11 protein-coding genes are annotated in these 13714 nt (G+C 63.6%); 8 read left to right on the top strand and 3 right to left on the bottom strand.

Annotation, left to right across the window (positions count from 1 at the left end):
* Nucleotides 1-409 precede the first annotated feature (409 nt).
* The 8 genes from V3B30_RS04845 (at nt 410) to V3B30_RS04810 (ending at nt 10347) form a co-directional block, all read left to right on the top strand.
* Nucleotides 410-1696 carry a TolC family protein gene (locus V3B30_RS04845; RefSeq protein ID WP_080342745.1) on the top strand — a complete coding sequence of 429 codons (1287 nt, stop codon included), beginning with the start codon at nt 410-412 and terminating at the stop codon, nt 1694-1696.
* Nucleotides 1693-2877 carry an efflux RND transporter periplasmic adaptor subunit gene (locus V3B30_RS04840; RefSeq protein WP_080342744.1) on the top strand — a complete coding sequence of 395 codons (1185 nt, stop codon included), beginning with the start codon at nt 1693-1695 and terminating at the stop codon, nt 2875-2877. The genes V3B30_RS04845 and V3B30_RS04840 overlap by 4 nt, the downstream gene beginning before the upstream one ends.
* A gap of 34 nt (nt 2878-2911) precedes the next feature.
* A complete protein-coding gene (locus tag V3B30_RS04835) occupies nt 2912-6037 on the top strand; it encodes a CusA/CzcA family heavy metal efflux RND transporter (protein ID WP_046430581.1) in 3126 nt (1041 codons plus the stop codon).
* Entirely contained in the window at nt 6037-6357 is a 321-nt protein-coding gene (locus V3B30_RS04830) for a P-II family nitrogen regulator (RefSeq protein ID WP_046430579.1), read from the top strand. Before V3B30_RS04835 ends, V3B30_RS04830 begins: the two co-directional genes overlap by 1 nt.
* 146 nt (nt 6358-6503) lie before the next feature.
* Nucleotides 6504-7769: a sodium:proton exchanger gene (locus V3B30_RS04825; protein ID WP_046430578.1), complete on the top strand. Its 1266-nt coding sequence runs from the start codon at nt 6504-6506 to the stop codon at nt 7767-7769.
* Nucleotides 7759-8286, top strand: coding sequence for a signal peptidase II (gene lspA, locus V3B30_RS04820; RefSeq protein ID WP_046430576.1), 528 nt, complete (start codon nt 7759-7761; stop codon nt 8284-8286). The genes V3B30_RS04825 and lspA overlap by 11 nt, the downstream gene beginning before the upstream one ends.
* Nucleotides 8287-8288: 2 nt before the next feature.
* Nucleotides 8289-9695, top strand: a complete 1407-nt coding sequence (gene lpdA, locus V3B30_RS04815; protein WP_107379588.1) for a dihydrolipoyl dehydrogenase — start codon at nt 8289-8291, stop codon at nt 9693-9695.
* Between the two features lie 112 nt (nt 9696-9807).
* A complete protein-coding gene (locus V3B30_RS04810; RefSeq protein WP_197596970.1) occupies nt 9808-10347 on the top strand; it encodes an MAPEG family protein in 540 nt (179 codons plus the stop codon).
* 103 nt (nt 10348-10450) lie between these two features.
* On the opposite strand, the gene V3B30_RS04805 is transcribed toward V3B30_RS04810, so the two are convergent.
* The 3 genes from V3B30_RS04805 to V3B30_RS04795 form a co-directional block, all read right to left on the bottom strand.
* Nucleotides 10451-10663: a hypothetical protein gene (locus V3B30_RS04805; protein WP_049420837.1), complete on the bottom strand. Its 213-nt coding sequence runs from the start codon at nt 10661-10663 to the stop codon at nt 10451-10453.
* 329 nt (nt 10664-10992) lie between these two features.
* Nucleotides 10993-12267 carry a vitamin K epoxide reductase family protein gene (locus V3B30_RS04800; RefSeq protein ID WP_197596969.1) on the bottom strand — a complete coding sequence of 425 codons (1275 nt, stop codon included), beginning with the start codon at nt 12265-12267 and terminating at the stop codon, nt 10993-10995.
* Nucleotides 12180-13685, bottom strand: a complete 1506-nt coding sequence (locus V3B30_RS04795) for an NAD-dependent epimerase/dehydratase family protein (protein WP_230548501.1) — start codon at nt 13683-13685, stop codon at nt 12180-12182. Before V3B30_RS04795 ends, V3B30_RS04800 begins: the two co-directional genes overlap by 88 nt.
* Nucleotides 13686-13714 lie beyond the last annotated feature (29 nt).

Below are 13714 nucleotides of genomic sequence, written 5' to 3'. Positions count from 1 at the left end.
ACGCGTCTAGCGGTGCTGGTACTGCTGGTCTTCGCTTTGAAGATCGGTGCGGTGGCCGCTTGCACTCAGTCCGACTTCGCCGAGTTGGACTTCGGCGGCGGTGTGGGTAAAGGCCAAGCGGCTGGGATACATGCGCCCGCGGGCGATAAAAGCACTGCCCCCGATCAAGCCAAACGGGTCAGCGTCGGCGCCTGCCAGCACTGCAGCTGCCACATTGCCGCCATGCCCGCACCGGATACGGGTGTCATGTTCAGCGGATTACCGCAACGAGCTGTCGCCGTGCGTACGCCGGGCATACCACCGCGCGCTTCGCCACGGCCAGAGTTGAGACCACCGATCGTCTAAGTCGCAGTGTTGTTGCACCTGGCGCATAGCGCCCAGGAATGATGTCGACTCAGAGGATTCCTTCATGCACTTTGTTCGTTTGCCGCGACGACATTCTGCCGTGCGGTTGGCTGCCGTCATTGCGCTGGCCTTGACGCTATCGTTGCCGGTCATCGCGGCCGAGATGCCGTCCACGCTGGCGCCTGCCGCCGTACGCGATGCCTTACAGGCCGCATGGCAGCGCCACCCCACTTACCGCGCCACGGAAGCCCAGTTGGCGGCCGCTCGCGCCCGCCTCGATGCAGCGGCACAGCCGCTGTACAACCCGGAAGTCGAACTGGCCTCCGACGACGAAGGTCCCGAACGCACCACCAAGGCGGGGCTCAATCTCACCCTCGATCTCAGCGGCAAACGGCGCGTGCGTCGGGAGGCGGCATCCGCCCGTGTGGACCATGCGACCGCCGAAGCGCGGTTGCATCGACGCGATTTCGCCAAACAATGGTTCGCCGGATGGACCGAACTGCAGACGGCGAACGAGCGCGTGCGCACCGGAGAACGGCGTTTGGCGCTGATGACGCGGTTCGGTGACCTGGCGCAGAAGCAGTTCGCCGCCGAGGACATCTCGGGTCTGGAACGCGATCTCGCTTTGCTGGCGCGGGATGAAGCGCAAGCCGAGCAATCGCAGCTGATCGCCGAGCAGGCCGAGGCGCAGGCGCGTTTCCGTGCCCTGGGCGGATCGCCGGAATTGCTGGCCGATCTGACGTTGCCCACCGGAACGTTGCCGCCACCGACCGGCACCGCCGGGGAAGTCGAGCAACTGCCGGACTGGCAGGTCGCCCAGGCCGCTGCAGTCGCGGCCGAGCGCGAAGTCACGGTCGCCCGTCGCAACCGGATCGCCGATCCCACGTTGGGCGCTTACGGCGGACGGAAACGACTCGATATCGGCGGCCCCAGCGACAACGTCGTCGGCGTGTCGATCAGCGTGCCGCTGTTCGTACGCAACTCTTATCGCGCCGAAGTGGTGGCGGCGCAGGCCGACGCCGATGTCGCGGCCGCGGACCGCGACCGCGTGCGCATCGAACTGGAAGCCGATCGACAGCGGGCCATCGACAGCTACGCGGCGACGCAATCGACCTGGACGCGCTGGCAGGCCAGCCGCGGCACCGACGTCGAGCGCCGCACCACATTGCTGGAGCGGTTGTGGCGCGAAGGCGAACTGTCGACTGCCGACTACTTGCAGCAACTCAAACAAACCCTGGACACCCAACTCGCTGGCGCTGAACTCGAAGCCCGGCTGTGGCGGTCCTACGCCGATTACCTCGCCGCCACCGGCCAGCTAGAACGCTGGGCCGGGCTGGAGGGCGCCCCATGAGAGAGAATTCAATGGTTCCGTTTCGACTGACGTCACTGCTCACCGTGACCCTATTGCTGGCCTTGGCGGGCTGCTCCAAATCGCCTGACGGCAAAGCCGCCCAAGCACCTGCCACCGAATCGGCCGAGCATGGCGATGCCGAAGGCGCGACCGCGGCGGGTGAAGCCGGCGAAGCAGGTGAAGTCGGAACCCCAGTGAAGATGGACGCCGCAGCCCTCAAGGCCGCGGGCATCCAGCTTCAGGCCGTGCAGGCGACCGCGCTCAGCGAAGAACTGCGGGCCCCTGGCGAAGTGGTCGACGATGCCTACGGCACCACGCTGATCACGCCTAGGGTCGAGGCTCTGGTCGTGCGCCGGCACGCCAGGCTCGGGGACGAGGTCCGCACGGGCGCGCCGCTGGTGACACTGGCCAGCGTCGAGGTGTCGGACGCCCAAGCCGAACTGCGGATCGCGGAGCAGGAGTGGCGCCGGGTTTCTGCACTCGGTCGCGAAGCCGTTTCCGGCCGCCGCATCAACGAAGCCAAGATCGCAGTCGACCGGGCAAGGGCCAAGGCGCAGGCCTATGGCCTGCCGGGCACCGCCAGCGGGGGCGTCAACGGCCAGTTCACGCTGGCCGCACCCCATGCCGGCCGCATCACCGAAGACGAGTTTGTCGTCGGCGAGCGCATCGAGCCGGGCAAGCCCCTGTTCCGTCTAGTGGACGAGTCGAGGGTATGGGTCGACGCCAAACTGCCCTCCGGCACGATGTCCCGCGTGGCACCGGGTTCGCAGGCGACTGTCGTGTTCGCGGGCGAGCGCTTGACCGGCACCGTGCAGCGTTCCGCACACCGGACCTCCGATACCACCCGCACTGCAGTGGTACGCATCGAAGTGCCGAACCAAGGCGATCGTCTGCACGGCGGGGATTTCGTCGACGTGTTCTTCGAGTCGGCTTCCGGTCGTGTCAGCACCACCACACTGTCGGTGCCCAATGACGCCCTCGTGCAATTCCAGGGCGATACCGTGGTCTTCCGCCGCAATGCTGAGGGCGCACTCGAACCGGTGCCGGTGCGTACCGGCGAAGTGATCGGCGACCGTACCGTGATCCGCGAAGGCCTCAAAGCGGGCGACGTGGTGGCTGTGCAAGGTGCATACGCGATCAAGTCGCAGATGCTCAAGTCGCAGCTCGGAGAAGAAGAATGAACCGGGTCCCTCATGCGCTGCGGAGTGACCTGTCATGCTGAATCGCCTGGTCGAACTCTCCCTGCGTTACAAGTTCCTGGTGCTGATCGTGTTCGCGGTGGTGGCCTTCCTCGGCATCAACGCGGTACGCAACGTACCGATCGACGCCTTCCCCGACGTCACGCCGGTGCAGGTCAATGTCTATACCGAATCGCCCGGACTGGCGGCGGAAGACGTCGAACAATTGCTGACCACTCCGGTGGAATCCGCGCTCGCCGGCCTGCCCAAGGTGCAGGAAATCCGCTCGGTCAGCCTGTTCGGCTTGTCCTACGTGTCCGTGTACTTCAAGGACGACATGGACATCTACTTCGCCCGCCAGTTGGTCAACGAGCGGTTGCAGGAGATCGGTGACCGCCTGCCCGAAGGCTATGGCAAGCCTAGCATGGGGCCGAACACCTCGGGACTCGGGCAGGTGTACTGGTACACCGTCGAGCGTGCGCCCGGTGTCGGCAAGGACCAGATCAGCGACATGGACCTGCGCACCTGGCAGGAGTGGACGGTGCGGCTGATCCTGCGCACGGCAGCCGGTGTAGACGACGTCAGTTCCTGGGGCGGCGGCGAGCGCCAGTACCAGGTGCAGATCGATCCACAGCGGCTGTATGCCCGGGGCCTGGGCTTCGCCGACGTGATTAACGCGCTACCGGCCAACAACGGCCAGGTCGGCGGCAACGTTGTAGACGTGGGGCGCGAGCAGTTCCTGGTACGCGGTCTGGGGCTGCTCAAATCGACGGCCGACATAGGCGCGATCGTGCTCAAGTCCGAGGACGGCGTGCCCGTGTACCTGCGTGACGTGGCGACCGTGCTGGAAGCGCCGGGGCCGCGCTTTGGCGCGGTCACCCGCGACGGCCAGGAAGTGGTGATGGGTCAGGCGTTGGCCCGCATCGGCGAGAACGCCAAGGACGTGGTCGAAGCGGTGAAAGCCAAGATCGACACCGCTCGCGCCGCGCTGCCCAAGGGCATGGTGCTCAAGCCGATCTACGAACGCACCGATCTGGTCAACAAGGCGGTTGAAACCGCGGTGCGGGCGTTGATCGAAGGCTCGCTGCTGGTGGCGGTGATCCTGTTCCTGTTCCTGGGCGAGGTCCGCTCGGCGTTGGTGGTGATCGTAACGCTGCCGCTGGCGATGCTAATCGCCTTCATCGGCATGGGTCAGGTGGGGCTGTCGGCCAACCTGATGTCGCTGGCCGGCCTGGCCATCGGCATCGGCATGATGGTCGACGGCGCGGTGGTGATGGTCGAGAACGCCTTCCGGATCATGGCCGAACGCCTGGAACACGGCGAGAAGGTCGACAGGACCTCGGCCGTGCTGGCGGCGGCCAAGGAAGTGGCCAACCCGATCACCTTCGCGATCATCATCATCATCGTCGTGTTCCTGCCGCTGTTCGCGCTGGAAGGTCTCGAAGGCAAGATGTTCAAGCCGATGGCCTTCAACATCGCCTTCGCGATGGCCGGTTCGCTGATCCTGAGCCTCACGCTGATTCCGGTGCTGGCTTCGCTGATCCTCAAGCCCAAGGAAGAACGCGATACCTGGCTGGTGGCACGGATCAAGCGTGTCTACCGGCCGCTGCTGGACAAGGCGCTGGCGAAGAAGAAGATGGTCGTGCTCAGTGCCGTCGTCGCGCTGGTCGCGAGCCTGGCGCTGTTCCCGTTCCTGGGCAAGGAATTCATGCCGCAGTTGCAGGAAGGCTCGATCATGTGGCGTGTGACCGGCATTCCGTCGACATCGCTCAACGAGTCGATCCGCACCAGCAACACCATCGCCGCGGCCTTCAAGAAGTTCCCCGAGGTCGAGACCACGCTGGCCATGATTGGCCGCGCCGAGAAGGGCGACACCGCCGACGTCAACTACATGGAGATCTATACCGCGCTCAAGCCACAGGACGAGTGGACCAGCGGCCGCGACATCAAGCAATTGGAAGTCGCCATGCAGGAGACATTGGAAAAGGTCGTTCCCAACGTCGTTCCCGGCTACACCCAGCCGATCCAGATGCGCGTGGAGGAACTGATTTCGGGCGTGCGCGCCACGCTGGCGCTGAAACTCTACGGCGAGGACTTGGCTCAACTCGACAAGCTCAGCGGACAGCTCAAACGCGTGCTGGACAAGGTGCCGGGGGTCGCGGACCTGTCACTGGAAGCCAACCTGGGCAAGCCGCAGGTACGCATCCAGATCAACCGCGACGAGCTGGCGCTGTACGGAATGAACGCCGAGGAGGTGTTGACCATCGTCCGCAACGGCCTGGGCGGCGAGCCGGTCAGCGTGCTGCTGGATGGCGTCAAGCGTTTCGACATCTCGGTGCGCCTGGACGATGCCGCGCGCACGTCCGTCGAAGCGATCCGGCAGATTCCGCTGCGCACTGCCTCGGGCGCAATCGTGCCGTTATCGCGTGTCGCGGAGGTCAGCGTGGCCGAGGGCTATTCCTTCGTCCGTCGTGAACAGCTGCAGCGCTATGCGGTGATCCAGATGGACGTACGCGGCCGCGATGTCGACGGCTTCGTTCGGGATGCGGAAGCCGCGATCAAACAGCAGGTCAAGCTTCCGGCCGGTTACTGGATCGAATGGGGTGGCGCATTCGAGAACCAGCAACGCGCCTTGGCGAAACTGGCGTTGATCGTGCCGATCACGATCTTCTTCATCTTCGTGCTGCTGTACACCGCGTTCAACTCGGTCAAGTACGCAACCTTGATCATCGCCAATGTGCCCTTCGCGACGATCGGCGGGCTGATTGCGCTGGCTGTGACCGGTCAGTACCTGTCGGTGCCTTCGGCCATCGGGTTCATCGCGGTATTCGGTGTGGCCATGCTCAACGGCATCGTGCTGGTTAGCTTTCTCAACGAACTGCGTGAGAAAGGTTTGTCTGTACGCGACGCTGTGGTGCAAGGCACTGCTCTGCGCTTGCGACCGGTGCTGATGACCGCAAGCGTCGCGATCCTTGGCCTAGTGCCCATGTTGCTGTCGCGTGGTGTCGGCGCCGAGACCCAACGACCACTGGCCACGGTGGTCGTCGGCGGCCTGATCAGTTCGACGCTGCTGACGCTGGTGCTGTTGCCCGTGTTGTACGAATGGCTCGAAAACCGCTCCGACCGCAAGGCGGCCGAGCGCAACTCCCAGGAGAACGCGTGATGAAACAGATCAAGGCTTTCGTACATCGCAACCGGGTCGCCGATCTGATCCATGAGTTGGAGGCCGCCGGGTTCCGGCGGCTTTCCCTGTTCGACGTCAAGGGCCTGCTGCGCGCACTCAGTGCGCGCGAGCAGCAGTATTCGGTCGAGTTTGGCGATCAGGTGATCAACGAAGTGCAGATGGAACTGTTCTGCGAGGACGGCGACGTGGAGCGCGCGGTCGAAATCTTTCGCCGCGTCGGACGCACCGGCCGCACAGACGCAGGTGCGGTTTACGTGAGTTCGGTCGAACAGGCGTTTGTGATTGATGGCGCCCCGTAACGGTACTCGCTTCAGGAGTATGTTATGAAGCTGATTGTTGCGTTCGTCCATCCTTCCCATGCCGACCGCGTTGTCGGGCCTTCAATCACCTAAGGGCGCGGCCACGCACACCTTCACTGCCTTCATCTATCAAGGAGCCGTCAGCGATGACCCGACAGCACAACGCCATTCGCGAACTTGTCATCCCCGTGGCTGTGGCGGTACTGGCAGTGCTGCCGGCCTTGGTCCTACGCCTGACCGATCGCAGCGCCGGAGTGCTGGCGGATGCAGCGCTGTTCGGCCTGGCAATCCTGGCGGCGGGTTTCCTGTTGTCGTGGGGCGCGGAGGCGGCGGAGAAGTACATCGCCACCGGCTTCGTGCTCGCTGTCGTCGCCTTGATCACCGTGCTGCCCGAGTACGCCGTGGATTTCTACTACGCCTACCGCGCTGGTCAGGATCCCGCGTCGGGCTACGTCGCCTATGCCGCGGCCAACATGACTGGCGCCAACCGCTTGTTGATCGGCTTGGCCTGGCCACTGCTGGTCGGGTTGCACTGGTGGCGTTCGCGCAAGCGCGGCATCGCGCTGCAGCCGGAGAACACGGTCGAGATCGCTTTCCTGGCGTTGGCAAGCGCGTATGCGTTCGTGATCGTGCTCAAGGACCGCATCAGCATCTTCGATTTCCTCGTGCTCGGCGCGTTGTTCGGTACCTATTTGTGGCGGGTGTCGCGGGCAGAGAACGAAGAGGAGGAAGAAGACGAGGAACCCGGCCCTGGAGCGGTGATCGCCACCTTCTCACCGGTGCGTCGCTGGACGGTGATGGGCGCCATGAGCGTGCTTGCCGCCACCGTGATCCTGCTATCCGCCGAGCCGTTCGCCGAGTCGCTGGTGGCCTCCGGTCGCCGCCTGGGCATTGACGAGTTCCTGCTGATCCAATGGCTGGCGCCGCTCGCCAGTGAAGCGCCGGCGGTGACGATCGCGGTCCTGTTCGTGCTCGACGGCCGCGCCCGCGCTGGGCTGACTACGATGATCAGCGACAAGATCAACCAATGGACCTTGCTGGTCGGCATGCTGCCCATTGCGATGAGCATCGGCGCTGGAGAACTGACGAGCTTGCCGCTAGATGCCCGCCAGCATGAGGAATTCTTCCTCACCGCGACCCAGTCGCTGTTCGCCCTTGCGCTGTTGCTGCAGCTGCGCCTGAGTGTGTGGGGCGCCATCGCGCTGGCGGTCCTGTTCCTGACCCAGCTGGGGCTTGCGTTCTTCTACCAGGCCACACCGGCACGAGAGATCGCCGTGCTGACCACAATGGCGTGGATCTACCTCGGGCTCGCGGTGCTTCTGCTGACGCGCAACTTCCGGCAGTTGCCGGCGCTGGTGGGCGCCGCATGGAACAAGCGTCCAGCCGTCGACGAGGGCCCCCATGAACACTAATCGCAAGAACGCGGCTCCAATCCCTAACGGTCTCATTTGGTTGACGGTCTCCTTGCTGGTGATTGCACTGGACCAGGCCAGCAAGCACTGGGTGGTCACCGCGCTGCCCGAGTACACCGCAGTTCCGGTGATCGAGGGCGTGTGGAACTGGTACCGCAGCTACAACACCGGCGCGGCTTTCAGCTTCCTCAGCGATGCCGGCGGCTGGCAGCAGGTTGTGTTTAGCATCCTGGCGTTGGGTATCAGCGGGCTCCTGGCCTACTGGCTATACCAGACGCCACGCTCCGCCTACAAGGTTGCGTTGCCCTACGCGTTGGTCATCGGCGGCGCGCTGAGCAATGTCATCGACCGATCGCTGCGCGGCCACGTGGTGGACTTCATCCAATGGCACTGGCGCGATTACTACTGGCCGGCGTTCAACCTCAGCGATTCGGCCATCATGGTCGGAGCCATCGCGATCGCGCTGCACGGCGTGTTGGGGTCGGGTCGTACTTCAGGCAACACCACTCGGAGCTGAACATGAGCGAGCACTACGATGTCGTCATTATCGGCGGCGGCCCGGGCGGCTATCCCGCCGCCATTCGTGCCGCCCAGCTGGGGCTGCGCGTCGCGTGCATCGAGAGCCGCCAACGGCTGGGCGGTACCTGCCTCAACGTCGGCTGCATTCCGTCGAAGGCGCTGCTCGAATCCTCCGAACGCTTCATCGCCGCCCGCACGGAGTTCGCCGAACACGGCGTCGAGTTCGAGGGCCTGCGGCTGAATCTGCTACAGCTGATGACGCATAAGGACAACGTCGTGTCGGGGCTGGGCAATGGCATCGACTTTCTCATGCGCAAGCACAAGATCGCGCGGCTGGTCGGCACCGGATCGATACCCGCGCCTGGACAGGTCACCCTGATCGACAGTAACGGCGCTACACAGACGCTGACTGCCACTTCCATCGTCATCGCCACCGGCTCCGACAGCGCGACCTTGTCCGGCGTACCGATCGACGAAGCACGCATCGTCTCTTCCACCGGCGCATTGGCCTTGCCGGAAGTGCCCAAGCATCTCGTGGTGATCGGCGCAGGTTATGTCGGCCTGGAGCTGGGATCGGTCTGGAGGCGCTTGGGGGCAAACGTCACCGTAATCGAGTATCTCGATCGCGTCACTTCGGGAATGGACATCGAGCTTTCTCAAGCCCTGCACAAGGTGCTGGAGGAACAGGGCTTCGTATTCCGGCTTTCGCAGAAGGTGACGGGCGCGCGAAGCGAGGACGATGAAATCGTATTAACGGTAGAACCGGCCCAGGGCGGCCCGAGCGAGGAGATTCGCGCCGACTATGTGCTGGTATCGATCGGACGCCGGCCCTTTACCGACGGGTTGGGACTGGACGCCATCGGTATCACACGGGATCGGAAGGGTTATATCCAAGTGGACGAGCACTGGCGCACGAATGTGGACGGCATTTACGCCATTGGCGATGTGATCGGCGGTCCCATGCTGGCGCACAAAGCCACCGAGGAAGGTGTCGCCTTGGCCGAGCAATTGGCCGGACTGCCGGGACACGTCAACTACGGCGCCATTCCGGCGGTCGTCTACACGGCGCCCGAAGTCGCCTCCGTGGGCCAGACCGAAGAAGCCCTGAAGGCTGCCGGGGTGAGCTACAAGGTTGGCCGTTTCCCATTCAGTGCCAACAGTCGTGCCCGCGCCAAAGCCCAGACTTATGGTTTCGTGAAGATCCTCGCCGATGCGACGACCGATCGCGTGTTGGGCGTGCACATCATCGGCCCGGAGGCCGGGTCGCTCATCCACGAAGCGGTGGTCGCCATGGAGTTCCACGGATCGGCAGAGGACATCGCCCGCAGCTGCCATGCCCATCCCACCTTGCCCGAGGCGCTCAAAGAGGCGGCCATGGCCGTGGACAACTGGGCGCTACACGTCTAACCACTGCAACGTGGTAACAGGCTCGGCGCGACTGCGAGCATAGAACTTAACGACTGGGAGGCATCCCATGCATGCAGGATCGAAACCCAACATACCCGATGCGGACCCACTCGTGGATCTGGCCCACCAGCGTCGAGGCTTATTCAAGGTTGCAGGGTTGGGCGTGGTTGCCTGTGTTGTCGGACTGTTTGCGGGCTATTTGCTGCTGCCGAGATACTTCGACTTTCCCGAAGCGCTGACCGATCGGTTCGTGTTCTGGGCTCGCCTGCAGGTGTTTCTACTGATCTGGGTGGCGATGGGCGTCGGGGCGGTCTCCCGCGGCCGGCGGCGGTCGGCTCAGGATATTCGGGGCTCGGCCTATGGCCCACCCAGTCCGCGCGTGGCGATTCGGATCGCGTTCCTTCAGAACAGCCTGGAACAGGCCGTGCTCGCCAGCGGCGCCTACCTGGCGCTGATCACGCTGCTCGCGGGGCCAGCGCTTTCGCTCCTCGTCAGTGCTGCGGTGCTTTTTGGCATAGGACGAGTGACGTTTTTCCTCGGATACCAAAGGGGCGCGCCGGGCCGAGGCTTCGGATTTGTGCTGACGGTGCTTCCGACTTTGTTGGGCTATGCATGGGCCCTCTTTTTGATCACTCGGCAGTTGTTCGCGTAGTTGCAGTGGGCGAGCGGAGAGCACGCCATTTCGCGCGAGCGATCTTGCACATTGTCTCCTTGTTGCCCGCCGCCCACCTTCAGCGTTCCACGACTGCCGCTCTTCATGCCAACTTCCGTTGCTTCCATCCGTAGACGCCGAGGATGACGGCAATTGCGCTGTTGAGGATCGTGCCCGCGGCATTCCAAGCTGGAGTGGTAGTGATCCCGAAAGCTGCGAATGTGGTGCCAGAGAGCCACAAATAGGCATGGAAGAGCGTATGAAAGGTCTCAAACCCACAGAAGAATTTGGCAATCTCTTTCTTGCGGTCGATCATGGTCAATCTCCAAGTCGATTTACTCGCAATCAGCGACTTTACAAGGCCCCCAGAGCGGAATGCGATCATTAGCAGAGTGGCCATACCGTCGATGTGACGATACCGCCGAGCGGCCTGCCGGGTATCGCCGACTTCAAGAAAGCGAACTCGAGGATTTTTTTATGGTCTTTGGCTCCGGCAGCCAATATCAGACAGATGGATGGATACGTACCGGTTCCGGCCTGGCGCTGCCCTCCCGATCACCTCGGGCCAGGATAGTTCAACATTATTCCGTATTAGATTTAAGCGTCACTGGGCACGACCCGCTTCAAGGCGTATGTCGTTTCGCTCTACACCACAAAACGGTCCCAGTTGCCGTAATGCTCTTTGCTGCGCGTACCCCGCGGCAGGCTCAATGCGATGATGGCGAGTCCCACCAGCACGCCGTTCCATGTGGCGGGCATCGACGCTCCGCCGAGCATCCATGGCGCTACGAGCAGCCATGCGCCAAACCCGATGTTCACGAAACGTACCGGGCGTGCCACTTCGGCCATCGCGATCACGGCGGTGGTCACGATCAGCGCGCCGACCAGGTGGTCGCTGTCGGCCATGGGCGGCTCTGCGTCGAATGTCAGCCGCGTGACCATCAGCCATGCCCCTAATGTTGTGCTCACGAGCAGCGTCCAAGGCAGCGTGATGCCGCGAATCGCGGAGCGCGCCGCTTGCACGAGAGGCGCATCGAAATCGGGGTGCGCATCGCGGCCGTCGTAAGGCTGGGCGCCGCCCTGGAAGAACGTGCGCCAGAACGGTTCGCCGCGGCGCACGCTCTGCGCCAGAAACTGGCCCATCGCGATGAGTTCGTCGAGGCTGTACGGGATCATGATCAGCATCGCGATGCCGGCAAGCAGGCACAGCGTGCACCATGTGCCGATGACGATCGGCTGGATGATGATGAAGTAGATGCTGACGATGCCCAGAGGCACCACGAGGATGCCGAACATGGTCACCATCCAGGGCATGGTGCGCCAGCGTTGCCGGCCACCCATGGCGCCCATCAGGATCTCGAACAGATACGCGACCGCGCCAAGGCCAGCGTCGGCGATCGGCCAGGCCTTGGATACGTCCGAGGTAATGATCGTCTCGGTACCGTTCAGGCCATGCATGCCGGCGAAGAACGGTTCCCAGGCGCCTTCGATATGACCGAGCTGGTAGGCCGCCAGATGTCGCGAAATCAGGAATCCCACTGCACCCAACGCGATGATCGGCAGGCGCTGCAGGTACGTGGACGGCGAATAGGTCCAGCCGGGGGGCATGTCGGAGGAATCCATCATTCCCGCCATGCTCATGCCCGGCATCATCGGCACCAGGATGGAGAATGTGATCACCAGCGCACCCACCATCGTGTCGTTGGCATAGACCGCTTCACTCGGCGCCCACATCACCAGCGGGGCGAACAGCAGCCACGCACCGACCGCAGCATTGGCCCACTGCGCCCAAGCCAGCCGCGGCGTGAGCGACATCATCGAGAACAACATGATCAGCGCGCCGCTGAACAGGTCGCTGCGGGCCAGCCACTGGCTGCGCAGTGCCGATCCGACAGGCCGCGTTCCTGCGTCACGCGCCATATGGCATCGCTGAAGACAGTGTCACCGCCGAGGATGACCGGGCTGGTCATCAGCCACGCACCCAGCAGCAGGTTGAGGTAATGGACCCAGAGCAGGTTGAAGTGCAGCTTGCGCATGCCGGCCATATGCCCGCTCATGCCTTCGTCGCCGGTCTTCGTCGACATCGCCTCTCCGCACCGGCCTTCGGCGACCTTGCCCGTCGCGGTCATCGCGTTTCCGCATTTGCCTTCGGCAGTTTTGCCTGCCATTTCCTGTCCACATCGGCCCTCCATGGGTTTATCGGAGACCGTATCGTGACCGTCGGCGTATTCGCCTGGCTCATGCGTGGATGCAGCGGCCTGCGCCTCCACACCACGTGCAGCTACTTTGGAGGAATTGAGCTTGTTGGCGCGGTACCAGCCGACCGGATCGCGCTTGAGTTCGGCCACGATGGTCGGTAACGCCTCGAGCAAGCGGTGCCGCGGCGCCCATTCGAGCAGATCCAATGCGCGCGAAGTGTCGACTTCGTAGTGGTCATCGGAAATCTCGACCATCCAGGGCCGGATGAACGGCTCTTCGCGCAGCACCTGCGTTTCGATCCAGACCCCGGTCTGCGCCAGCGTCCTGGGTACCTCATGCGTCGTCCACGCTTCACCGTGGATCAGGCATCCGAGTTCGTGCTGCAGTCGATCGAAGCTCGGAGCATCCTGCTCGGCAAGCAGCAGTGGCAGCTCCGGCGGCAACTGCGCGCGCCGCTCGACGATGCGCACGAGCGCGTCGACCAGGTCGTCCAGATGCAGAAACGGCTGGCCGGTAGCAACGTCGCCGGGGTAGAAATGGCTCGACAGCTGGCGCTCGTAGATCCGGGCAATCTGCTGAGCGAGAAATGCCGAATGGCCGTGATCGTCGTATGCACCGGCTGGCCGAACGAGCACGATCGGAATATCGCCGTGCTGCTCCCGCAACAGCTGTTCGGTGCGGATCTTCGACGCCCGGTACGGGAACCTGGGATCCAACGGTGCATCTTCATTGATCGGCGCGCCCGGCGTGGTAGGCGTATGCACCAGCATCGTGCTGACGAATACGAACTGCTCCAGTTCGAAGTCCCCAAATGCGCGCAGCAGTCGCTCAGTGCCCCGGACGGTCACCGCCTCGTACAGCGGACTGGGTTCGCCGGAGAGATCGAAATAAGCGGCAAGGTGGATCACCGAGGCAATGCGGTCACCGTACGCCGTTCGCAGGCGTTCCATGCCGGCGGCCACGCTGGAATCGGAAGTCACGTCGACGCAGATGCATTCGGCGGCCGCCGGAGGATGTGTGGAAACACCGCGGTCGAAGCCCACGACCCGATACCGCTGCGCGAGCTTCTTGACCACCGCCGTACCGATGAAGCCACTGCTGCCAGTGACAACCACGACCTCTCGCTGCTCGTTGCTCATAATCGGTGCTCCATATCCTGGCAGCCAAT

The organism is Stenotrophomonas sp. SMYL41, from assembly GCF_036319965.1.
Lineage (GTDB): Bacteria > Pseudomonadota > Gammaproteobacteria > Xanthomonadales > Xanthomonadaceae > Stenotrophomonas > Stenotrophomonas maltophilia_R.
The sequence above is the reverse complement of the archived record's forward strand: the minus strand, read 5'-3'. Positions and strand labels throughout refer to the sequence as shown.